The sequence below is a fragment of the Bacillus pfraonensis genome (assembly GCF_050768835.1).
Taxonomy (GTDB): domain Bacteria; phylum Bacillota; class Bacilli; order Bacillales; family Bacillaceae_G; genus Bacillus_A; species Bacillus_A pfraonensis.
The window spans coordinates 1-23,898 of record NZ_JAHCDO010000063.1 but is presented as its reverse complement, the minus strand read 5'-3'; the positions used below and the strand labels follow the sequence as shown (position 1 = coordinate 23,898).

Annotated in this window: 16 protein-coding genes and 5 pseudogenes; 16 read left to right on the top strand and 5 right to left on the bottom strand. The window is 31.5% G+C overall.

Annotated features, from left to right (window positions below; genetic code table 11):
* Window positions 1–13: 13 nt before the first annotated feature.
* From KFD70_RS28160 to KFD70_RS28140, 5 genes are all read left to right on the top strand, one after another.
* The gene (locus tag KFD70_RS28160) at window positions 14–4,813 is read left to right on the top strand and encodes a non-ribosomal peptide synthetase (RefSeq protein ID WP_431613529.1); all 4,800 of its coding nucleotides are present in this window, start codon (window positions 14–16) and stop codon (window positions 4,811–4,813) included.
* 398 nt (window positions 4,814–5,211) lie between these two features.
* On the top strand, window positions 5,212–8,160 hold the full coding sequence (locus tag KFD70_RS28155; RefSeq protein WP_336454291.1) for an HAD family hydrolase: 2,949 nt from the start codon (window positions 5,212–5,214) through the stop codon (window positions 8,158–8,160).
* A 12-nt stretch (window positions 8,161–8,172) separates the two neighbouring features.
* A complete protein-coding gene (locus KFD70_RS28150; RefSeq protein ID WP_336454292.1) occupies window positions 8,173–8,937 on the top strand; it encodes a Cof-type HAD-IIB family hydrolase in 765 nt (254 codons plus the stop codon).
* Window positions 8,930–10,102, top strand: a complete 1,173-nt coding sequence (locus KFD70_RS28145) for a hypothetical protein (RefSeq protein WP_336454293.1) — start codon at window positions 8,930–8,932, stop codon at window positions 10,100–10,102. Before KFD70_RS28150 ends, KFD70_RS28145 begins: the two co-directional genes overlap by 8 nt.
* A gap of 158 nt (window positions 10,103–10,260) precedes the next feature.
* Window positions 10,261–10,947, top strand: coding sequence for an IS6 family transposase (locus KFD70_RS28140; RefSeq protein ID WP_336454294.1), 687 nt, complete (start codon window positions 10,261–10,263; stop codon window positions 10,945–10,947).
* A 534-nt stretch (window positions 10,948–11,481) separates the two neighbouring features.
* Here KFD70_RS28140 and KFD70_RS28135 read toward each other — a convergent pair.
* Window positions 11,482–12,936, bottom strand: a complete 1,455-nt coding sequence (locus KFD70_RS28135) for an oligosaccharide flippase family protein (protein ID WP_336454295.1) — start codon at window positions 12,934–12,936, stop codon at window positions 11,482–11,484.
* A 175-nt stretch (window positions 12,937–13,111) separates the two neighbouring features.
* On the bottom strand, window positions 13,112–13,546 hold the full coding sequence (locus KFD70_RS28130) for a S8 family serine peptidase (RefSeq protein WP_336454296.1): 435 nt from the start codon (window positions 13,544–13,546) through the stop codon (window positions 13,112–13,114).
* 302 nt (window positions 13,547–13,848) lie between these two features.
* Here KFD70_RS28130 and KFD70_RS28125 point away from each other — a divergent pair, with 302 nt between their 5' ends.
* Entirely contained in the window at window positions 13,849–14,079 is a 231-nt protein-coding gene (locus KFD70_RS28125) for a DUF3953 domain-containing protein (protein WP_336454297.1), read from the top strand.
* 134 nt (window positions 14,080–14,213) lie between these two features.
* Here the strand turns inward: KFD70_RS28125 and KFD70_RS28120 are convergent, their stop codons facing one another.
* Entirely contained in the window at window positions 14,214–14,879 is a 666-nt protein-coding gene (locus KFD70_RS28120) for an HAD family hydrolase (RefSeq protein WP_336454298.1), read from the bottom strand.
* Window positions 14,880–15,278: 399 nt separating this feature from the next.
* On the opposite strand from KFD70_RS28120, the gene KFD70_RS28115 reads away from it, so the two are divergent.
* The 5 genes and pseudogenes from KFD70_RS28115 to KFD70_RS28095 all read left to right on the top strand — a co-directional run bounded on the left by KFD70_RS28115 (window position 15,279) and on the right by KFD70_RS28095 (window position 18,743).
* Window positions 15,279–15,635, top strand: coding sequence for an N-acetyltransferase (locus tag KFD70_RS28115; protein WP_336454299.1), 357 nt, complete (start codon window positions 15,279–15,281; stop codon window positions 15,633–15,635).
* A 35-nt stretch (window positions 15,636–15,670) separates the two neighbouring features.
* Window positions 15,671–15,865: a GNAT family N-acetyltransferase gene (locus KFD70_RS28110; RefSeq protein ID WP_431613527.1), complete on the top strand. Its 195-nt coding sequence runs from the start codon at window positions 15,671–15,673 to the stop codon at window positions 15,863–15,865.
* Between the two features lie 246 nt (window positions 15,866–16,111).
* Window positions 16,112–17,056: pseudogene (locus KFD70_RS28105) on the top strand (metal ABC transporter substrate-binding protein); the annotation flags it as partial.
* A gap of 27 nt (window positions 17,057–17,083) precedes the next feature.
* A pseudogene (locus KFD70_RS28100) lies at window positions 17,084–17,713 on the top strand (ZinT family metal-binding protein); the annotation flags it as partial.
* Window positions 17,714–18,056: 343 nt separating this feature from the next.
* Complete coding sequence (locus tag KFD70_RS28095) at window positions 18,057–18,743, top strand: IS6 family transposase (RefSeq protein WP_431613526.1); 687 nt, start codon at window positions 18,057–18,059, stop codon at window positions 18,741–18,743.
* Window positions 18,744–18,846: 103 nt separating this feature from the next.
* On the opposite strand, the gene KFD70_RS28090 is transcribed toward KFD70_RS28095, so the two are convergent.
* Complete coding sequence (locus KFD70_RS28090) at window positions 18,847–19,299, bottom strand: hypothetical protein (RefSeq protein ID WP_336454610.1); 453 nt, start codon at window positions 19,297–19,299, stop codon at window positions 18,847–18,849.
* A gap of 303 nt (window positions 19,300–19,602) precedes the next feature.
* On the opposite strand from KFD70_RS28090, the gene KFD70_RS28085 reads away from it, so the two are divergent.
* From KFD70_RS28085 to KFD70_RS28065, 5 genes and pseudogenes are all read left to right on the top strand, one after another.
* The gene (locus tag KFD70_RS28085; RefSeq protein WP_336454611.1) at window positions 19,603–19,998 is read left to right on the top strand and encodes a hypothetical protein; all 396 of its coding nucleotides are present in this window, start codon (window positions 19,603–19,605) and stop codon (window positions 19,996–19,998) included.
* A 469-nt stretch (window positions 19,999–20,467) separates the two neighbouring features.
* Window positions 20,468–20,891, top strand: a pseudogene (locus KFD70_RS28080) (MarR family winged helix-turn-helix transcriptional regulator).
* Between the two features lie 14 nt (window positions 20,892–20,905).
* Complete coding sequence (locus tag KFD70_RS28075; RefSeq protein ID WP_336454612.1) at window positions 20,906–21,544, top strand: nitroreductase family protein; 639 nt, start codon at window positions 20,906–20,908, stop codon at window positions 21,542–21,544.
* 39 nt (window positions 21,545–21,583) lie between these two features.
* Window positions 21,584–21,955, top strand: coding sequence for a DUF1304 domain-containing protein (locus tag KFD70_RS28070; protein ID WP_336454613.1), 372 nt, complete (start codon window positions 21,584–21,586; stop codon window positions 21,953–21,955).
* A 237-nt stretch (window positions 21,956–22,192) separates the two neighbouring features.
* Window positions 22,193–22,862: pseudogene (locus tag KFD70_RS28065) on the top strand (IS6 family transposase).
* Window positions 22,863–23,129: 267 nt separating this feature from the next.
* Here KFD70_RS28065 and KFD70_RS28060 read toward each other — a convergent pair.
* A pseudogene (locus tag KFD70_RS28060) lies at window positions 23,130–23,750 on the bottom strand (MBL fold metallo-hydrolase); the annotation flags it as partial.
* Window positions 23,751–23,898 lie beyond the last annotated feature (148 nt).

Sequence of the window (23,898 nt, the reverse complement as noted above, 5' to 3'; positions counted from 1 at the left end):
AAAAGCAACGGTATTGGTATCGAAGATACACAAAGAATTAGAAAAGGAAATCCCATTAAAGGAATTATTTAGACTTCCAACAATTCGGGAATTAGGTGGGTTTATTAGTGATGTGAAGGAAAGTATGTATTTAAGTATAGAGAAGGCAGGACAGAAGGAATTCTATGATGTTTCATCGGCGCAGAAGAGAATGTATATCTTAGATCAATTTGAGGGTAACGGTACAACTTACAATATACCTATGTGTTTTGAGTTATTAGGAGAATTCGATATCGATAGAATTGAAAGCACATTTTTGAAATTAATAGATAGGCATGAATCGTTGAGAACTCGATTTGAAAAACATGATGGACAAGTATATCAAGTAATAGAAAAATCATCAAAGTTCTCACTAAACGTTAAGGTTGCTGAAGGGGTAATAGAGGAAATAGTTAAGGATTTCATCAGGAAGTTTGATTTAGAAAAAGAGTTACTATTCAGAGCTGAAGTTGTAAGAATATCTGATAAAACATATCTACTGATGGATATGCATCATGCAATCTCAGATGGAATAAGTATAAGTATACTTATGAAAGAGTTTGCAAGGATATATAAGGGTGAATCTGTAAAAAGTATTAATCTTCAATATAAGGATTTTTCAGAATGGGAATCGAAGTATAAGGAAACAGAAGCAATAAAGGCTCAGAAAGAATACTGGTTAAAGAAATTCGAAATGGAATTGCCGGTCTTAGATTTGCCTTATGATTATGAAAGACCTTTAGTTCAAAGTTTTGAAGGTTCCGTAGTGTATGCAAGAATTAATAAATCTACTGCAGAGTCACTAAAAAATCTTATGAGCAAAACGGGTTCTACTTTGCATATGGTAATGTTCTCAGTATTAAGTATACTCTTGTCAAAATATAGCAGGAAATCGGATGTTATAATAGGAACTCCTGCATCAGGAAGACAACATTCAGATATGTCAAATATAGTAGGAATGTTTGCAAATACTTTAGCAGTGAGAAGTTATCCGTCAAGTGAGAAGAGATACATTGATTACCTATATGAAGTAAAAGAAAATGCTCTTGAAGCTTATGAAAATCAAAGTTATCCATTCGAAGAATTAGTAGATAGATTAGGTTTAGCAAGAGATGCGAGCAGGAATCCATTATTTGATGTATTTTTGAATGTCATAGATACCTTTGATGTTGAAGACATTGTGTTAGACGACTTGATGATGAAAAGGCTACCTGTCCGCACGGGGAAATCAAAACTTGACATATCCTTGAATGTAAAACCAGTGGAAAAAGAATATGAGATAGAACTTGAATATAGTACTAAATTGTTCAAGAAAGAAACAGTAGAAAGAATGATTGGTCACTTATTAAAGATAATATCGGAAATAGTAGATAGTGACGAAAAGTTGATAAAAAATATAGAAATATTAGATAAATGTGAGAAAGAAAAAATACTGAATGAGTTTAATAAGACAGACTTCCATTTTCCTTTGGAAAAGACAATATACGAAGTATTGGAGGAGAAAGCTAAACAATCTCCCAATAAAATTGCTTTAGAATTTATGGGCAAAAGTATGAGTTATAAGGAAGTTAACGAAAAATCGAATGTTATTGCTAGAAAGCTCAGACAAAGAGGCGTGAAAGCAAATGACATAGTTGCGATTATGTGTGACAGATCCTTTGAGATGATTCTAGGTTTATTGGGAATTATGAAATCAGGTGGTGCCTATTTACCAATAGATCCGGAATACCCTGAAGACAGGAAACGTTTTGTACTATCAGATAGTAAGTGTGAAGTTCTTCTAACCTATGGAAACGTGAGTGTTCCGAAAGGAACCAGATGTGAGGTAATAGACCTTGGAAGTGCAGACATATGGGAAGGTGAATCTAGCGATCTACCGAGTGTGAACACATCAAATGATTTAGCATATGTCATATATACTTCAGGAAGTACAGGTAATCCTAAAGGAGTTTTACTTGAGCATAAGAATTTAATGAACTTATTGTATTCTATTGTGAAAGTATTAGAAATTACTCCAGATGATAAATTCCTTTTAAAAACTAATTATATGTTTGATGTATCAATATCTGAGCTTTTTACTTGGATAATATGTGGTGGTAGTGTTGTTATCGGTAAACTTGGTATAGAAAAAAATCCTTTAGAGATATCAAAATGTTTATCTGATAACGATATAACACATATAAATTTTGTGCCGTCAATGTTAATGGCATATATAGAATATCTGAAATCTACAGATTACATTTCAAATAACAAGTTGAAGTTCTTATTATCAGCTGGTGAAGAATTAAGTTCTTATCTAGTTGAGGAGTTTAGAGCACTCAAAATTAATGCAAAACTAGCGAATTTATACGGACCAACTGAGGCAAGTGTATTTTCAAGTATTTATATTGTAGACAGTGATAAAACTTTAGGAAAAATACCAATTGGAAAGCCATTACCTAATTATAAATTTTTTATTTTATCTGAAAATAATGATGTGATGCCTATAGGTACAATTGGTGAGTTATGCATTTCTGGAAAAGGAGTTGCAAGAGAGTATCTTCGCAGAGAAGAGTTAACTGTAGAGAAATTTGTTAAGAATCCATATTCAAGAAATGAAATCATTTATAAGACCGGTGATTTAGCTAGATGGATTTCAGATGGAAATGTAGAGTTTTTCGGAAGAATGGATAATCAAACAAAAGTAAGGGGGTATAGAATTGAATTAGGTGAGATAGAAAATTGTTTATTAAAGATTAGATGTGTAACTGATGCCGCAGTAATAGTTGACAAAAATAATAATTTAGTGGCTTTCATAGCTTTAAGTGAAATGATAAGTCATCAAAAAATAGTAAATGTTCTAAGTTCAAGTATACCTTCTTATATGATACCTAATCAATTCGTAGAACTAAAGCGACTTCCTAAGTTAAATAATGGTAAAATTGACAGGAATTCATTGAAGAGACTGGTTAAATTTGAAGAAGGTAAAAATTATAGTGCTCCTGAAAATGATAGTCAAAAAAAGTTAGCTAAAATCTGGTACGATTTACTTAAGTATAAGAATATTTGCTTAGATGATAATTTCTTTAATTTAGGCGGAAATTCAATAACTGTAGTAATGATGATTTCATCTATTGCAAAGGAATTTGGTATAAGGTTAAGAGTTGAGGATGTTTACAAATTCCCAACAATCAGGTTACTTGATCAGTTAATTTGTAATAAGGTTGATTTCGAAAAATTTGATAGTGTTAATGAAATCTTAAAAGACAAGTATAATGCTAAAATTTCAAGTATATACATTCATGACAATAAAAATATAGTGCTTCAAGCATTAGAAAATGTAGATGATATACTTGTTTATTTAAACAATGAGTTCGGTATTGAATATGTACCGAATTATATTGTGAAAGGAAACCGGTATAGTGAATATATGTCAGAGTTGGATTTAATGGAAAATGTTACCGGTAAGCAATTCTTGAATGAAGATAGGTTTTTCATATCAAAGCTAATTAGGAATCAAATAGTCAATGATAATAACAAGTTAAATCAATTACTAGATTTTGATGAAATAGTTACTTACGGCTGTGGACATGGACAAAATAAAATCTTAAGAAAAGGATATAATGACCTGATTATTAGTGATATAAACTTTGAAGTTTATTGTGCAGATAATATATCAAAGGCTTTCAGCGCTGTAATTAAAAATAACTCGGTACTTAGAACAAAAATAATCAAAAAGGAATCAGGTTACCATTTTGAAGATTCAAGTTTAAGTGATATTTACAAACACACTATTCTCGATTTAACAGAATACTCATTCGATTCTAAAAAAGATATTACTAAATTGGCTACCGAGATAGTTTATGACTATGTATCTAAAATGGAAAAAGTCAATAATTTGTTATATAGGAGTCTGTTAATTAAGTTGGATCATAAGAATTACAAGTTAGTTACTGTTTTTAGTCATTTAATTTTTGATGGTGCAAGTAATAACATATTCACTAAGCAAATGTATAATACATTATCTGACATCGAAGAAGGTAAAAGTGAGATATTAATCCAAGAGGATAATAATTTTACGTACCAAGATTACTTGGATGAGTTTAAAATGAACACATTCCCTAATAAATTTGATATTTTTAGAGATAGTGATAGGTATAGAGATATAGTTAGTTTTTCAAGCCAGAGAAATAAAGTTAGGAATCTAAAGGAAAGTATTATTAAATATCGTTTAGTCATTGATAAAGTACAGTGTAATGATATGACAAGAATTAGAGAGGGAGCAGCTCTATGGCTATCATTAAAAATAGCAAGTATTATATTAGAAAAATCAAAAGTAACTTTTAGGATTACAAATAATGGTAGGAAGATTGGTGGTAAGAATTATGATTCTTTGATTGGTGATTGTCATGTTCATTATCCGTTGTTACTAGATGTGAATTATGATGATTTGGAAAGCTGCATATCTAAGTTGAGTAATGAGTATGATTATTATTATGGTGATAGAAAATTGTACTTGGAGCATATGTGCTATGGTGACTGTTCTGAAAAATCAGAACCGAATTTTATAGAAAATATGTATGATAACCTAGACTTTGTATTTAACTACATTGGAGAATTGAGTCCAGAAGAAAGTAATCTGTATTGTGAAAATGTAATCAGTAATAGTGCTAAGTTTAAAACTTATTATATTTATGCACATTCATGTGATGATTCCATTATATTTAACTGCAGATTGCCAGAAGACTTGAAAGATGAATTTTTGAAAAAATTTAATGATTTAAACATTAAGTGTTTAGTACAAAATAATAGTTAAGCATTATAAGCTTTAACAGTGATAAAAAAATCAATGCTAGCATTCTTTCCACTCTGTTAATCTTCTAATTGAAGAAAAAATACAGTTAGAAGGAGAAGAAAGGATGCTTTCAATAATTTAAAAACCAATATATTAAATATTTGCACCACCCTATAGGGATGTCTCGATGAGCTATTGTAAATAGAATAATATGTATTCTGTAATTCTAAAAGCGGCCATGAAAAAAGGGAAAGTAGAGAATAAAGTAGGAAATCTCTAACGGGAATTTTTTGTTCCTCTTCCTAAATATTCCTATACGAACTAATAAATAATTTTTTTGGACGCTAAAAAATTATTTGTATCGCTTAACTTTTCAGTTGTAGAAAACATATAAAGACTAATAATTATAGGAGGATTCAATGATAAATTTTGATGAGATAAAGAGGCAGATGCTTCCAATAATTAACTCTGAAGATGTATATGTAATCTTAGATGTAGACCGAACAATAATCAATGGAACTTCGTGGTATTATGCTTGTAAATATGCAGATTTATTAATATCAAAAAAGAATATTAAAGATTTTATTCGTTTCAATGATATGGCATATGGTGAGAATAGTTTAAGTTTAGAGTCATTTAGAGAAAAAACGCTAAATTTAATCACAAGTACATATAGTAAAGAGTTTATAAAGCTAATGAAATCAGTAAGAGAAGTTGATTACACTTTTAAGGAAGGACTAGAAATTGACCAATTAAAACTTTATTTCTCTGGAATTTTCATATCTAGAGAATTGACTGTATATTCTGATGTTGTGCGATACATAAAGTATATGCATAGGTTTTTCGGTTCTAGATTAAAACTGATATTTTTAAGTTCAGGCTATCAAGAATTTATAAGAGGTGTAGTTGATGGGATATTCAAAAATAACTTTGATGAGAAAATTGACTATTCAGTAATCGGGTCTGAAGTTGATATCATTAACGGGAAATTAAGGGAAGTTTATTTTATGAGTCAAAAAAATAAACAGAAGATAGTTGAAGCTCTAATTGAAAATGGTGCGAATATAGAATTATTAGCAGATGATTCGTCTGAAAATCCAGAGTTGTTTGAGTGCGTATTGAATAATGGGGGGAAAGCACTGCAAATTGATTATGCTAAAGGGCAATCACTTAGCAAAGTTTGGTCTGAGTTTTGTAAAAGTTTTGATAGTAATAGTTTAAAGAACCATCTAATGTTTGAAGACATAAGAAATAAGATATGTAAGGTAAATATGAAGAATGATTATATGGACTTTCTATCAAATAAAACAAATGAAATAGGTATATTTACATTAACTTATGGAGAGTACGTTGAAGCATTGTGTTATCTACTAGATAGCATAAATTTAGAAAAAGGGAATGAGATAGAATCATTATTATCACAAATGTTTATGATTAAGAATGATGTTGTACATTTGAGGGGAAAATTATATTACTATTGGGTTCCTCAATATGTATTTTTAGACACAAGAGATATCATTGAAGGATATTTAGAATTATTAAGAGCAGTTAAGAAATTATTGGGAGAATTATCTGAATGTAAGCTGATTGATAGGCATATTAACAACTATTATGTTAGAACGATAATGATATCAATATTGGAACACTTACAACATGCATTGTTAATTTGCTTAAATACAATTGAGTTAGCTTCGATATCTGAGGAATCAACTCCAGTAGTTGATTTTGGATTAAGGGATATAATCCAATTAACTACAGATTTAATATTTGGATGCATTGAGGGAAACTCTATAAACGAGGATGTATACAACTTAATACAAAGTCTTAATGAGGATATCCTCGTTAGGTGGATGAATGATTACAAAATGTACCATAAAGGTATGAGAGAACTTGATAATATTGTTTCAATATACAAATCTGTTAAATCAATAATTGATAATGAAAGATTTAATTCAATCGATTATGTTATATCTTTTGCATACGGGGGAATTTCTCTAGGTTATTCATTAGTATCATATTTAAAAGTAAATAATGTGAGGAAACTATTTCCTATAATCATCAATTGTCACTATAGTTCAAAAAAACAACAACGTGATAACAAATCGGAACCAATTTATAATGATGGTGATTGGTTGTATAGATATATCCCACAATACTACAATGAACATATAGAGAATATAAAGACAAATCATTGTAGAATACTGTTGTATGATAACAACTCTACAACTTTGAACACTCTTGAAAAATGTAAACTTTATTTGAAACAATTTTCAAATGAAGTTTTATGTGCTGTAGTCGCATTTAATTACGATAATTTGTGTCAATACCTATCGCAAGAACAAATATCTGAAACAATGTCACTTTATTGGTACAATATATTAGATTTTAATCCTGTAGAGGAGTATGTATCAGCATTCAATACATGGAATTCTAGTAGAAAGTCTAAAATAATTGAAGATACTTATTTTGAATTTGACAGCAGTAAATATAATGTAGTTGAATTCAATTCTTTAATTAGACATGGCAAGATATTCAAACTTTGTAGAGTACATAATATAGTTGACTTGGATATGGCAATTAGAAATGGTGTAAATATGATAGGCATTCATGCAGTTAACACAGACCATGTTAGATATTTAATTAATGAGGATATACATGTACCATTAAAAGTAACAACGCATATTGATAAGAATTTACCTGTATCAATATATGAAATTAACAGCATTAGGAAACTTATTGAAAATATAAATGATAGTGTTCAGATAGCTTTAGTCTTAGAAAAAAAGATGTGTGAGGAAAAGATTAACACTTGCTTAAATTATTACGGAATGAGTAATAAGGATATTCTTCTTCAACTTCAATATCGAGTTAATAAAGCGCATATTAGAAACATTAAAGATAAAATAACTTCTAGAATCATTTGTACAATAGGTTTGAATCAAATGGATTTTTACGAATATTTCAATAAACTTGATAATTCACTTGATCCAAAGACTGATTTTATATTACTAGATATGTCAAAGCATCAACCGGATTTCATAAATGGTATTTTTAATGGTGAAGAAAATTTGTCTAATATTATCAAACTAAAAAGCATAGTTAAAGGACTAAGAAATAATAAAGTACCAATTCTAGTAGCTGATGATACAACCGTTTCTCAAATGCGAGAGTACTTAGTAGAATTATCAAATAATAATGTTCTAGTAGCTGGAATTGATATGCAGAATGCTGTTGAACTTGAAAAAAGTAATCAAAAATATCAAATCGTAGAGACTTTGGGATCAAAATATCAAATAAAAATTAGAAAATCACCTGACAAATTAAAAGAATGGTACGACTTTTCATATAATGAGCTACGCAATTATTAAGGAGTGATGTTAATGAAAATGATAGTAATTGACTTAGATGGTACATTGTTGAACTCAAGCAAGCAAATTGATGATTATTCTGTTGAAGTGTTAAGTGAAGTTATGAAAAACGGACATATGATTGTATTTGCAACTGCGAGACCTTACAGAGATATAAAAAGGATTTTACCGGATATTTTAAATAAGAATGTGGTTATTTGTTATAATGGTGCTACTGTTATTAGCGATGACAAATTATTATTTGAAAAAGGAATAACTTATTCAGTTACTAGAAATATACTTAATCACTTCTTAGATCATAACTATTATCAAATTTGTTTAGAAATAAATGATAAACTATATTCGAATTTCAATACTAAAGAATTCTTTGGTAGTTCTGAGTTCGAGTTAATAGATTTGAATACATTTGACTATGATTTAGTTCATAAAATTATCGTCTGCTCAAAGGACGGTATTAAGCAAAGGATAGTAGATAATATTCCATCAGAATGTAGCCCTGTAATCACTGATGATGCTACCTTATGTCAAATTATGAGTACAAATATATCGAAATGGAATGCAATTGAGTATTTAATTGAAATGTATGGTGTACAAAGAAGCAATATAATATCATTTGGCAATGATTTCAATGATTTTGAGATGATAAAATACTCTAGTGTTGGTGTAGCGATGGGAAATGCAATAGATGAATTAAAGGAAATTGCTAATTATATAACTACTGACAATGATAATTATGGAGTTGCTAGATATTTAAAGGGAAGTGTACTCAATGCATGATGAATATGTAGATGTTATATCTCCTATAGAGATGAATAAAGTTAAAGAAGTTATAAATTATAAAAGTAATTCTAGCATAATTAACATAAACGATATGTATTACTTGGTTGTTAGTAAGAAGATTAAAAATGATTTTGCTATTAAAATACCAGACTGTTATGATACCTATTTGAAAGAAGAAAAGGATATTTCAAATAGATATCTAAAGAATCGCTTGAGTTATGGGTCAAAAGATTCGTGCATAGTAGATATGCAAGGGATAAAAAATTTCATTAACGCTAAAAATCTTGAATTTGATGATAGTACAGTAAGACTAATTTTAAAGACACTAGGTTTTATAGTTGATGATAATGAATATTTAAGAATAGGAGTCTCAGGTGCAGATGAAAACCTAGATCATCCAGGTGGGGAAGTAGTAGAAGATGCTGTGATAAATGGTTCAAACGGGAGTGGGAAATCCAATTGTTACTCAGGTTATCTTGAATCAAGTGAAGGGTTCAGTAAAGGTATCAGGTTAGGTAAAGATGGTGTTATGCTGGATGGTAGAATAGTTTATTCACATACTGCATATTTACGAAAGAATAATCAAAAACTATCATTGTCTAATGGATTGTACTTCTCAATAGATAATAAGGCAAACTTTGATTTACTGTGTTATATTAAAGAAATTGCAGAGAAACTAGGGATAAAAGCATTTTCAGTTCAAATGACGATATTCAACAAAAAAAGAAGTTGTGACGGTACTATGATCAAAGGTAGAGTATTGAAGAGAAAGCCAATTTTTAAATTTAGTAGTATTGCAGATGCTCAAGAGATAGGGAATGAAAAAGAATTTTTGATGAATAATCAACAAAGACTAATTGCTTTTGGTACTTATTACAGAAGGTGTGAACCAGAATGGGTAAAGTTCACTAAAGGTAGGGAGTATGAAAGATTTGGCCACATTCATGCGAGGTTAGTTAATAATGTAACAAATAATCAACATGAAGTATTTCATTTAAGAAACATACTTGTTGGAGATAATACAGAAGTTGAATTTATATTGACACCGATTGATCGAGTAGTCAAAATATTACCGATTAAAAAAATTAATGACAACTACTATTGTAGTGTAACAAATGGAGAAGTAAATATTATGGTTAATGAATTTATGTACTATGATTAATTTAAAGATAAAACGGAGACTAGTCAATATCTTGGACGCCCTATAGATGTTAAGATAATTGTAGTATGAATCGGTGGTGTTATAAACGTGTTGGTTCTGTTGCAAAGATTTCTAAACTAAGATAACCTATAGAAAAAGTGTGAGCAGGAGAATGATATATGGGGTATTTTAAAGGAAAACAGTTTAAAAAGGATATTATTTTGGTAGCCGTCAGCTACTATTGTCGTTTTTCTTTCAGTTATCGTGATGTATCTGAAATCTTGAAAGAGCGTGGTGTTTCGGTTCACCCAACAACCATCATGCGCTGGGTTCATGAATATGGAAATCTTATCTATCAAATTTGGAAGAAGAAAAATAAAAACGTTCCATTATCTTGGAAACTAGATGAAACCTATATAAAAGTCAAAGGAAAATGGTGTTATTTATATCGTGCAATTGATAAAGACGGGCACACATTGGATATTCAACTTCGTAAAAAACGGGATCATCAGGCTGCCTATGCCTTTATGAAAAGATTGGTCAAAATCTTTGGAGAACCAGCAGTTCTCACTACAGACAAAGCACCAGCATTACTTTGCGCATTTAACAAATTAAGAGAACAAGGTTTTTATATACATACAACTCATTGTACAAGCAAGCATTTGAACAATCTCATTGAACAGGACCATAGGCATGTGAAGCGACGTTTTTCCAAATCCGCAGGATTTCAAAATCTTCGCCACGCTTCCCGTACCTTGAAAGGCATCGAAACCATTCATGCTTTATATAAACGAAACCGAAGTCTTGGCTCAGACTTCGGTTTTTCGACATACAATGAATTACAGGAGCTACTAACAATCGCATAAAATGTACAACTTTTTGTTGGCACCACTTAACCTTAACAAAACTTTGCAACAGAACCTGATAATGCTTCCACTTGAATAAATTTCGCTTTTCCATACTAATCACGCATCCTTTTGTATCAGTATGTCCAAGATTTAGAGATTACTTGCAATTATCTTGAAGCTTTCGCACCAGAACCACCTTGTGATTCATTTGCCAAAATAACTTTCCTATATGACTAGAAAATGCTGTTTCATATGTTTCCCTTTCTCTAATAAGTCACTCTTTTTTTATTAGCATATTACTTTTTTTACACCTTATCTCTAAATAGATATCCACATATGATACTTCATGTTCACATATTATATTACAGATATATTTTTTATTTGGACTGGTCTTTTTTTATAAATAAATTGATTATTTTTTGATATACTTCTTGAAATTTATATATCTCCCAATTATATTGCTCAGCAATCTTAATGATTTCAGAATGAACTATATCAAGAGCCATTTCTTTTTTTTCTTGATTTGAAGATAACGAAAAGGGTTCTGTTGCATTAAGTTCGTTTAAATCTTGCTTTTATTTTGTCTAACAGCATAAAAAGAATCTCATCTTTTGCTATGAATAGGATAAGTGCATAAGCTAATCCGCATGCTAACATTGTGACTATAACTTGTAGAATTTGTCCTGAAATTACCGTATTCACTAAGAATGATATTGGTAAAAACGTTAGTGAATAGAACAGATATTTTAGCTTTTGCATATCGAATAATGTGTAATTTACTTTCAATTTCTTTTTTATATAAATATATTCCAAGACAATTAATGTACAGTTAGCAATCGTTGTTGTACTAATTGCTGTTGTGGGTGTAAGTACGCGAAAGAATATCAGCGCGAAATTGAATAAAAGGTTGATAAAACCACAGATGAATAAAAAGCGCACTAAAATACTTTCTTTCTTTTTCACGTAAATAATTTGATTTGATAAAATAGATTCAATTCCTACTGCAATCATATAAAATGCAAAAACCATTAATGTGTCACCAGCAGCAGCATACTCTTTTCCGCCGTAAATAATAACGGCTCCATGAGCGATAAGCATTAAACCAATGGCAGCTGGGAACAACGTAATGAAATATACTTTTGAAATTTTGTTTAGTAATGATTCATATTCTTCTTCAGTTGCATTTCCTGATAAATAAGAAAGCCTTGGAATTGTAACTTGTACAACACTTAACATAAGTGTGTTAATAATAGTCATAATTTGAAAGGTCATTACATAGAAAGCCACTGTAGCTTCTCCGTTATTCTCTAATAGAAAGAAGCGATCTAATTGTGTATATAGCATATTAGCGTTTGAAAAGATAACAACTAAAAATAAAGGTTTTAAGTGTGGAACAATTGTTAAATTAGAAAAATCAAATTTAACTTGGCGCTTCACATATATAAAACTAATAGTATGGTTCAAAAATGTTGATAGAACTAATAAACCGGCAAATTGCTTATAGTCATCTGCTCCATGAATAAAGGCGAAAAGAAGCACAACATAAATGAGGCGAACAACAACGGTTTTCTTCGTAATGAAATCATAATTTTCAAATGCCTCATTAAACCATTCTACATAAAATATGTTTGAAATAAAATTAAATCCAAAAATAAGAAGTACAGGAAATAAATCTTGGTTTCCATATCCAAAATAACTAAAGAGAATAAACGCCAGTAAAGCTAAGATACTTGTTGTAAAGTTAATCACATATAGACTCGTGAACAATTGTGAAACTTTCTTCTTATCATTTTTCACTAAGCTAATTTCACGTAACCCATATTGATATACACCAAATACAGCAAAAATGAAAAAATAATTAAAAATGGTTTCAGCAGAGCTAACTGTCCCTATTGAAGTTGCCCCGAGTGTTCGATATGCGTAAGGGCCTACTAAAATCGGGAGAATGATATTAAAGGTATTGAGCATTATTTTATAGAAAATATTTGATACAAGTGATTTTTGCATAATTTCACCTTTCCATACAAATGAAAGTCAAATACAGCACCTTTCATGTGAATCATGTTAGTTAATTGAAGTTTTTGCACCAAAACCTCAAATTCTCATAGTGTATAGAAGTTCAAAAATATTAATGTGCCCTAAGATTAATATGAAAATATTTTAGATTTCAATGGATTATGTTCTATTTGCTTACAGCATTATATACATCTAGCATTCTATTCCCATATAGATTTTTATTTTCTTTGGTTTTGTCTATACCATAATTATACAGGAAATTTATAGCCTTATTAGGTTGTTTTTTCATATTATATTTGTCAATAATTAGGGCTATCGTCCCAGATACTTTTGGGGCGGCCATAGAAGTTCCTGAAAGTAATGCATGTTCTCCGTTTGGATAGGTACTTAATATTTTTTCTTGTTCATTGTATCCCTTTTCGAAATATTCTTGCCATCCGTATTTTTTTAAAAGTCTACTATCTCCACCTGGGGCAGTAATATCTACAAACCCTTTCCCATAATTAGCAGAAAGTGATATTTCATCCGATGGACCAGTAGATGATACAGTTACCTTTAGTCGTACATATATTTTAATTATTTTTGAAATGTTAATGAACATCCTGTAATAATGAAAGTAAACTTTTAAATATTAGTTTACTTTCATTTCACCTTAATCATTGACCTCACAACAAATCTCCTGCTATCCTCAACATACATAACAAAAGTATACATTCAAAATTATATAAAATAAGAGTTTGGAGAAGAGGTGAACAAAAAACTTTTCATTGATATTAAGCTATTCATCTAAGATAAAGAATAAATTACATATTCGTTTTGTTTCAAAAAAATGGTAGATAAATACTTATAATCCTTTAACCAATTTGCTATGTTTATATTAAACTTAATGAAGGAGGTTATTTTTTGCTGACAATATTAAAAATTGTATTTGGATTAATTACTTCTTTTTTAGCTATATATAGTTTAATAACTGATACATTTGAATTCATGTCTCTTATGACCTTATTTATGGGGTTAATGTTTTTAATGTTCGGTCTTTCTGATTTAAAAGGGAATCGAAAAGCTTCAGCATATACGCTATTTTTAGCATCAGGATTTATTATCTTTGTTGCAGTCTATACATGGATTTTTTAACATACATATGTACATAAAAAATCCATATTAACATAACCTCACTTATCAGCAGTCAATTTATCTAGAAACCTAGAAAAAGTCCCTTCAGAAAATCTGAAGGGACTTTTCGTTCACATAATTCTCGAAAGTGGAAGTTAAATTGTTGTACTAGTTAACAAAATACTTTCTATACCCTTAACATTATCAATAATACATGTAGGATTGGATTGATTTAATTCTTCCAATGAACCATAGCCATATGTAACTGCGATAGAATCAATACCTGTATTGTTTGCACCAATTATATCGTGCTTACGGTCGCCAATCATAACGAAATCGCTATGTTTATATTCGTGATATTTATCAAGTATGTACTGAATGATTTCAGTTTTTGAGCTTCGGGTTCCATCAAGATTACTTCCCACCACAAGATCAAAATAACAGTCTATTTTAAAGTATTCTAATATCTTTTCTGAGAATACAGTAGGCTTAGAAGTTGCTACGACTAAGATATATCCCTGCTTTTTCAAGGTATCTAGGAGTGAAGGAATATCAGTATATAATTTATTCTCGAACATTCCTTCTCTTTTAAACCTTTCTCTGTAAAAACCAATTGTTTGTTTTATCTCCTCAGTATTGAAACCGTAATACATAGCAAACGATTCTTGTAATGGCGGTCCAATGAAACAATCAAGTTTATTAAGGTTAGGTTCTAGAATACCCATCTTTTCAAGTGCGAATTGAACTGATTTGGTTATCCCTATCTTAGGATCAGACAGTGTCCCATCCAAATCAAATAAAATTATCTTGTATTCTTTCAAACTAATCTCCCTTTCTGCATGCAATATTTATCCTATCCCACTTCATAGTATCATACTGAATATCTATTGATTACTTGCAAATTTCTATATGTATATTCTATACATATGAGGTTGACATAACGCATCATTATTGGTAGCGAAGACAAGGCGGATCCTTACTCTCAAAAGGAATCCGCCTTTTTCCCTTTCTATGATTCTATTTATTTTTTATACATTCCTATCCTGGTGCGGGGTTTCGGGTTCCCGCTTGTTACTAAATTAGCCGAAAAACTGTATAAAATCTTGCATGCTCTTAGCGTGGTTTTTTTCTGAAATGCTAGCGGTACCCCTTATAGGGGCAGTGAAAAATCTTAAGTTGATGGGCATGCGACTTTACCCCTAGTTAATATAATTGTTTTGATGATAATTTTAATTTATAAAAGGGAGAGAAAATCAATATTTTGTCGTAAAACTAAATTAAAAAAGTTACTCAAAGAACTATCTTTCTATAAAAAAAGAGAAGAACAACAAAGAAAAAGTAATATACGTTGTAAAGAATATCCTCATATTCTGTTAAAAGACACTAATTATATGATCATTGACTTATTGGATTGTACTAATACTACTGCAATCTATATTTATAAGCTAGATCGTCCTGCTGAGCAATGGATGTTTGATTTAGGATTTAATCTTCAATTTGAAAGTTTTGCTACACTCATTGGAAAACTAGAATTTGGATTAATTATTGAAGGTAAAGCAAAGAAAAGCTTGGTGTAATTAAGGAATACAGAAATCAAGGTTTTGCTACATATATGATGAAAAAAGCAATCGCTTGGGGGAAATCTCAGAATTTTTCAGAGCTAAATTTGACTGCTTGTACTTCTGTACAAAAACTAGAAAATAAGCTAAATCAAGCCGAATTAGTTTCCTTTTATTATAAATTAGGGTTTAGGAATACCTTTCCTAAATCAAATCGAATGACATATAAATATTGTGTTACATCATAATCTGTAATTGAACAGGCTATGTAGGTTCTATGTCTTCATCAAATAGTTTTTGCCCTAGAACTACCCTTTTTAATAAGTTTATAACAAAGATAAATCGTAATGATTATTATTTATTGCGAATTTCGAAAAGATGTATTATACTAGGTTCGCAAACTAAAACGTAATCATTACGTTTTGTTTTGAAACGATATTTTCTTCATAGAATTGGAGGAAATAAACTTGTAAAAAAGAAAAGAGGAGAATTTCATGCCAAAAAAATTAACTATGTTTTCATTCCTACTTATTTTCACTTTAATTTTTGCTGGATGTTCTAATAAAAAAGAAGGTGCAGTAAAAAAAGATGAGATACTTTCTGTTTATACAACTATTTTCCCACTTGCTGATTTCACAAAAAAAATCGGTGGTGACTATATAACTGTTAAAGCAATCTATCCACCTGGTGCAGATTCTCATACATTTGAACCAAGCCAAAAACAAACAGTGAAAGTTGCAAAAGCCGATTTATTCATTTATAACGGTGCAGAATTAGAACCGTTTGCTGAAAAAATGGAAAAAACATTACAAAAAGAAAATATTAAAATTGTAAATGCATCAAAAGGCATCGAACTGCGTGCCGCAACCGAAGATGAACATCATGATCATGGAGATGGACATAAAGAAGATGAACATCATCACGATAAAGACCCACACGTGTGGTTAGATCCTATACTAGCGATGAAACAAGCTGAAAAAATCAAAAATGCTCTTGTAGAATTACAGCCTGATCATAAACAAGAATTCGAAAAGAATTTTGCAGCACTTCAAACTAAATTTACAGATTTAGACGATCGATTTAAAGCTGCTGTAGCAAATGCAAAAACGAAAGAAATTTTAGTTTCTCATGCAGCCTATGGTTACTGGGAACAACGCTATGGTTTAAAACAAATTCCTATCGCTGGGATTTCAGCTTCTGATGAACCATCTCAAAAAGAGCTTGGTGAAATTACAAAAACAGTTAAAGAACACGGGTTAAAATACATCTTATTCGAAACGTTTTCTACTCCAAAAGTAGCATCAGTTATTCAGAAAGAAACTGGTACAAAAGTTTTACGCTTAAATCACCTTGCTACTATTTCTGAAGACGATGCGAAGAATAATAAAGATTACTTCACTTTAATGGAAGAAAACGTGAATACTTTAAAGGAAGCAACACAATTCGCATTAGTTGCAGAAAAACCTTCTGAAAAGCAAGAGCAAACAACTGAAAGTCATACACATGAAAATGAACACGATCACAGTCATAATCATAGTCATGCTCATGATAAAGCAACAGAAAGAATTTATGAAGGATATTTTGAAGACAACCAAGTGAAGGATCGACCACTCTCCGATTGGAAAGGAGACTGGCAATCGGTATATCCATATTTACAAGATGGAACGCTTGATGAGGTATTTGCTTACAAAGCGAAACATAAAGGTAAAATGTCAGCCAAAGAATATAAGGAGTATTATAATGAAGGATATCAAACAGATGTGAACCGTATCGTGATTCAAGGAGATACTGTAACATTCTACAAAAACAAAGAAGAATATTCTGGTAAGTATATCTATGATGGGTACAAAATTTTGACATATGATGCAGGGAATAGAGGTGTAAGATACATATTTAAACTAGCAGAAAAAACAGAAGGAGTTCCTCAGTATATTCAATTCAGTGATCATGGTATTTATCCGAATAAAGCTGGTCACTACCACTTGTATTGGGGTGACAATCGTGAAGCTTTATTCGATGAAATCATACACTGGCCTACCTACTACCCATCGGATATGAATGGACATGATATTGCGCACGAGATGATGGCGCATTAAATTAGGATTCACGATAATTATTTCTTTGAACAATATATAAAATTCAAAGGTTATCAATCTAGAATTATATGGTTTAATACTTAAAAAGTTTATTATAAATAATGTTTTTTATAGTAACAAATGATTTAATGAGATTAGGAGTACAAAATAACTAAATATTTAACGATAGTAAGAGCGTGTTTTAATAAAAATTTTTAAAACACGCTTTTTTATTTACTCTGTTATTAAGTTTATTCCAGACGTATCATTTACGCTTGAAATGCTGCAAATTATTTTTGGTTCTGTTGCAAAGATTTCTAAACTAAGATAACCTGTAGAAAAAGTGTGAGCAGGAGAATGATATATGGGGTATTTTAAAGGAAAACAGTTTAAAAAGGATATTATTTTGGTAGCCGTCGGCTACTATTTTCGTTTTTCTTTAAGTTATCGTGATGTATCTGAAATCTTGAAAGAGCGTGGTGTTTCGGTTCACCCAACAACCATCATGCGCTGGGTTCATGAATATGGAAACCTTATCTATCAAATTTGGAAGAAGAAAAATAAAAACGTTCCGCTATCTTGGAAACTAGATGAAACCTATATAAAAGTCAAAGGAAAATGGTGTTATTTATATCGTGCAATTGATAAAGACGGGCACACATTGGATATTCAACTTCTTAAAAAACGGGATTATCAGGCTGCCTATGCCTTTATGAAAAGATTGGTCAAAACGTTTGGAGAACCAGTAGTTCTCACTACAGACAAAGCACCAGCATTACTTTGCGCATTTAACAAATTAAGAGAACAAGGTTTTTATATACATACAACTCATTGTACAATCAAGCATTTGAATAATCTCATTGAACAGGACCATAGGCATGTGAAGCGACGTTTTTCTAAATCCGCAGGATTTCAAAATCTTCGCCACGTTTCCCGTACCTTGAAAGGCATCGAAACCATTCATGCTTTATATAAACGAAACCGAAGTCTTGGCTCAGACTTCGGTTTTTCGACATACAATGAATTACAGGAGCTGCTAAGAATCGTATAAAATGTACAACTTTTGTTGGCACCACTTAACCTTAACAAAACTTCGCAACAGAACCGAACTTTCCATCTGCTAAAAACTTTGCAACAGAACCAGTGTATGACTATCAAGGTGTGGTGAATGTGATAGTACCTGATGAATCAGAGGAATGTATAGAATCCACCTTTTTCACATACAACATATAAGTCCCTACTGGAGCTGGCTTCTTAGTTGTAAAAGTAAATGAACCAGTCCCTGCAAATGTACCAGAAGCGAAGGTAGTGTTATAACCATCTGGTTCCATTTTAAAGAAGGCATACGATATTCTTTTACCAGCAACTGTTTTTTGATCAACATTAAAAGTGATATGCCCTGCATTATTCACATAGATGTAACCGAATTGTCTAGGATCAGATAAACGTGAGAAACTATAAGAATATTGTTCTGAGAGTAATGGCGATTGTACGAGTGGTTTAATTTCTAAGGGGTTATGCACTTGTTGAGGTGACGCGGCGTGTACCATGCCTCCAGGTAATAATATCCCAGTCGCTAATGCTCCAATAGCTAATTTTTTTAACATAAATACATCTCCTATTCTATATTGGTTATCTATCAATCAAGTAATATAACTTAATTGATATACTAAATAATACCAATTAAGAAAAGGAGTTAGTGTCAGATTTTGTAAGTTAACGAAAAATTTTTAAAAATATGGCGAAAATATGAACAGAAACTTCATTTTGTACAAAACAAAACCCTAGTCTCCTAGGGTAATGGGTATAACGCTCGTTTCTATCGAGCTATTACATGATATCCTGTAACGGTGTGGATACAACAGTAATTGTTACTAAAAAAGTAAGTAGATAGTAAAAGGGGAATGGATATGGCAGTGGTTAGCAGATCACATAGAGCTTTGAAAAGAAAATACAGACAGGTGAGAAAAGAATTTAAGAAAGATATATATGAAGTAGCAAAGAATAATCGTGCTTTTGCAATGATGATCATTGAAACTTATACGGCAAGTCAACATAGAACTCATATTTTGAGAATCTGGAGTTTGTTAGGTAAACATCATAGAGAAGTACACCAAGACTATTGTGATAAATTAATGGGCCAGCATTTAACAGGACGAGATGAAATAATGAGGTCCATCTATTTCGCGGATGAAGAATTACATCGTAAATATCGTCGTAAAATACCAGAGTCATACGCAATGGGGGATGCTTTAGGAATTGCTTATAAGGTATTGAGACAAAAAAGGGCAGCTAGCAAAAGCTAACTGCTCGGCTCCAGGGAATCTCCAAAAGGGGGATGGAGAAAGAAAATTAAATTAGTCATGCACTAAAAAACCGGATGCTAAAAAATATGTAAAAATAAAGGGTTTCTGATATTAATACGGATAACCCTAAAAGCTAATAAAATGGACTGCTCCCAAAACAATAAAAATGAGTTTCATTACTAAAAAAGACATAAAATTTTCGTTTTTGAGACAACTAATTTTTTTAACTTGATGGTGATATAGCTGAATTCCTTTATATATTTAGCTAAATATGATTATCAGAATAAACTTGAAATAACTATGATTTCTAGAAATGCGAACTGATGTTGTGAATTAATTTAAAGCTGATGGAACAAAATAGAACTAATTAAGCAAAAAAACTTGCAAAACTAAAAAGAAGAATGTATATTATTGACGTATCAATAATTGATATATCAATTAATTTTTAGTAAGAAAAAAGGGGTGAGTTTTGAAAACATGTTGTTCAGAAGAAGCTGAAATTTTATATAAGTCAAAAAATTTAAACAAAGTAATTGGTGCGAAGTTTGAAGCATGCATTGGCATCAGTTAATCTCGATTGGAATTGCTCGCATTGCTCTATCACGTTGATGAAATTAGTCAAAGCGATCTTCAAAAAAGGTGAATATTGGTGGCGCAGCCATCACCAGACACGTTAAACAGCTTGAAGCCAAAGGAATCGTATTAAGACTGAGGATAACCGTATAACGCTTGTTCGGTTATCTTAGCAAGGACGAGAACGAATCGAGTCTTCCAAGAAAGAAAAGGAACGTTTTATGAAGGAAATGCTCGTAAATGTCAGTGTAGAAAAACGCAATGTACTTATTTATGTTCTATCACAGATGCAAATAAATATAGAGAATATTAAAGCATAGAGGAGTGTTTATACATGGGAACTACATTAAAAACAAACGATTTTATGAAAATCATGAAAGGACGTCGATCCATACGTAATTATGATCCAACAGTCAAAATCAGCAAAGAAGAGATGGCCGAAATATTAAAGGAAGCTACTACAGCACCATCCTCAGTTAACGCACAACCATGGCGCTTTCTTGTTATCGAAAGCTCGGAGGGAAAAGAAAAGCTTGCAAAACTCGCTAAATTTAATCAATCACAAGTTTCTACTGCATCTGCCGTTATAGCAGTATTTGCAGATATGGACAACGGTGACTATATAGAAGAAATTTATTCAAAAGCTGTTGAGCTAGGGTATATGCCGCAAGAGGTAAAAGACAGACAAGTACAAGCATTGACTGCACATTTTGAAAAGCTTCCAGTCCAAGAAAATCGAGAAACTATTCTGATTGACGCAGGCCTGGTCTCCATGCAATTAATGCTGACAGCACGTGCGCATGGATATGATACAAACCCAATCGGGGGTTATGACAAGGAAAATATCGCTGCAACCTTCGGATTGGAAAAAGAGCGCTATGTACCAGTTATGCTACTATCTATCGGTAAAGCAGCCGACGAAGGATATGCTTCATACCGTCTCCCTGTTGATAGAATTGCACAATGGAAATAATATAAAATTGATATTAGGGAGTAGAAAGGAGAGAGTGGTGTGGAAATAATCGCAGCTATTTTAGTGGGAATCGTAGCATTAGAACATTTATTCATTATGATCCTTGAAATGTTTTTTATTGATTCAAAAGTGGCAAAACGCGCTTTCAAATTACCGAAGCACTTAGAAGGAGATCGAAACGTAACCATTATGTTTGCAAACCAGGGTTTATATAATGGATTTCTAGCCGCTGGTCTCATTTGGGGACTTATACTGGGGCTCAACCCAATTGGCTATATGATTCAATTATTTTTCGTAATTTGTGTGGTGATAGCAGCTATTTTCGGAGGTTTCACATCTAATAAATCAATTATTGTGAAACAAGGCTTTCCAGCTATTTTAGCACTGGTTATCCTTTTATCTGTGATATAGAACCCAAGCTTTTCAATAACAAGAACCCATTTTTGAAAAAATATAAAAGTGCTAATTAATCATAATTAGTTTTATAAATTATAAAAATCATGAACTTAGTTTTACTTTTTATAATTAAAATGTTCCAATTTAAGACACTTCAAAAGGTTCTGGTGCAAAAACTTCAGGATAATTACAAGTAATCTATAAAACTTGGACATACTGATACTATTACTCTAGAAAGGGTGAGTGATTGGTATGGAAAAAGAAAATTTGTTCAAATGGAAGCATTATCAGCCTGAACTAATTTGATTAACAGTAAGGTGGTACCTGCGGTACAACTTAAGTTTTCGTGATTTGGTGGAAATGATGGAGGAACGGGGATTATCTTTGGTTCATACAACCATTACATCAATACGGTCTTGAATTAGATAAGCGAATTCGACGTTATCTTAAATCAACCAATGACTCGTGGAGAGTCGATGAAACTTATATTAAAGTAAAAGGTCAATGGATGTACTTATATCGTGCAGTTGATTCAGAGGGGAATACAATTGATTTTTATCTAAGTAAATCAAGAGATAAACAAGCAATCAAGCGCTTTTTCGTATGTTTCTAAACCTGGCGTGATAACAGTAGATAAGCCCCCCTTATCCTATAGCAATTCGAGCGTTGAAAGAAGAAAAGCATATGCCTGAAGGTATAGAGCTAAGACAAGTTAGATATCGCAATAACATAGTGGAACAAGATCATCATTTTATTAAGAAACGTGTTCGTTCTATGTTAGGGTTCAAGTCTTTTGACACAGCTACATCTTGTAGGAGTGGAAGCTATGCACATGATTAAAAAAGAACAGATTAATTTACGGGATCAGTCTGTTCAAAACCAGAAAGAATTCATCCATCGATTGTTTGGGCTTACAGCATAAAATAGAATTCCACTAGAAATATATGAGCTATATTCTCTTTTATTTTATCTTTGCACCAGAACCAATTCAAAATTATATTCAACACTAATTATTTATATCGATAGATACCGCATTTAGCACTACCCCAACAGGTCCTAATTTTTCAATCAATTTTTTTGCCTTACCATATGGAAAATCTAACACTATAGCCATCCATAGCCCTTAATAAAAAAATAATTAAGACCCATCAAAGGGTCTTAGATTAGCTAAATTAACAAGTTTCTTCACTTAAAATGTGTAAGATTCGCCGTCATCTGGCACTAAAACGTTGGCGGACATTTCTTTTTCAGCAAGGAAGCTTTTTAGTTCGTTTCTGGACAGTGTCCAGTGGTTCACAGCTTCCATATGGACTACAATAATTTTTGCATCAGGAGCAGCCTTATACACTTCGTAAATATCCTCTTTACCCATGATGAGAGAACCGCCTTCAAAGAATTGATTATCGCCACCATTTACTACAATGACTTCTGGTTTATGTGTATCAATCACTTCTTGGACAGCGTCATACCATACTGTATCCCCAGCTACATACAATGTTTGCTCAGTTTGGTGCTTGAAGACAACGCCACATACTAAACCAGCAAGTTTTAATATTTCTCCTCTTCCGTGTTCACCTTTTGTTTTGATTAATTGGATATCCTCAAAGACTGTATCTTCTTGTAAAACCTCTACATGTTGGAAACCGGAGTTTCTAACTTCTGTAGCATCTTCTTCATTTTGTACAAACATTTTTATATCTTTTGGCAATATTCTTTGAGCCACCTCATCAAAGTGATCTAAATGCAAATGAGTTACAATGACAGCATCTATATTGTTAATAATATTTTCAACGGATATTGGTAAGCTAACTGTTGCGATAGGTAAGACTTTGAAGTTATCTCCATCTTTTCCCCCGCTTAGCACTGTACGTGCGACTTTCATCGCATACAGCGCCCCATCTTATCCTTTTATACTAAAGCAACTAGATTACAAACAATGTTGTACTCACCAACGTATT

Bases quoted from the DNA above. Each gene is read 5' to 3' on its own strand.
- KFD70_RS28155 (WP_336454291.1), top strand. From the start codon at position 5,212: ATGATAAATTTTGATGAGATAAAGAGGCAGATGCTTCCAATAATTAAC.
- KFD70_RS28150 (WP_336454292.1), top strand. From the start codon at position 8,173: ATGAAAATGATAGTAATTGACTTAGATGGTACATTGTTGAACTCAAGC.
- KFD70_RS28145 (WP_336454293.1), top strand. From the start codon at position 8,930: ATGCATGATGAATATGTAGATGTTATATCTCCTATAGAGATGAATAAA.
- KFD70_RS28140 (WP_336454294.1), top strand. From the start codon at position 10,261: ATGGGGTATTTTAAAGGAAAACAGTTTAAAAAGGATATTATTTTGGTA.
- KFD70_RS28135 (WP_336454295.1), bottom strand. From the start codon at position 12,936: ATGCAAAAATCACTTGTATCAAATATTTTCTATAAAATAATGCTCAAT.
- KFD70_RS28130 (WP_336454296.1), bottom strand. From the start codon at position 13,546: ATGTTCATTAACATTTCAAAAATAATTAAAATATATGTACGACTAAAG.
- KFD70_RS28115 (WP_336454299.1), top strand. From the start codon at position 15,279: ATGATAATTTTAATTTATAAAAGGGAGAGAAAATCAATATTTTGTCGT.
- KFD70_RS28110 (WP_431613527.1), top strand. From the start codon at position 15,671: ATGATGAAAAAAGCAATCGCTTGGGGGAAATCTCAGAATTTTTCAGAG.
- KFD70_RS28095 (WP_431613526.1), top strand. From the start codon at position 18,057: ATGGGGTATTTTAAAGGAAAACAGTTTAAAAAGGATATTATTTTGGTA.
- KFD70_RS28090 (WP_336454610.1), bottom strand. From the start codon at position 19,299: ATGTTAAAAAAATTAGCTATTGGAGCATTAGCGACTGGGATATTATTA.
- KFD70_RS28085 (WP_336454611.1), top strand. From the start codon at position 19,603: ATGGCAGTGGTTAGCAGATCACATAGAGCTTTGAAAAGAAAATACAGA.
- KFD70_RS28075 (WP_336454612.1), top strand. From the start codon at position 20,906: ATGGGAACTACATTAAAAACAAACGATTTTATGAAAATCATGAAAGGA.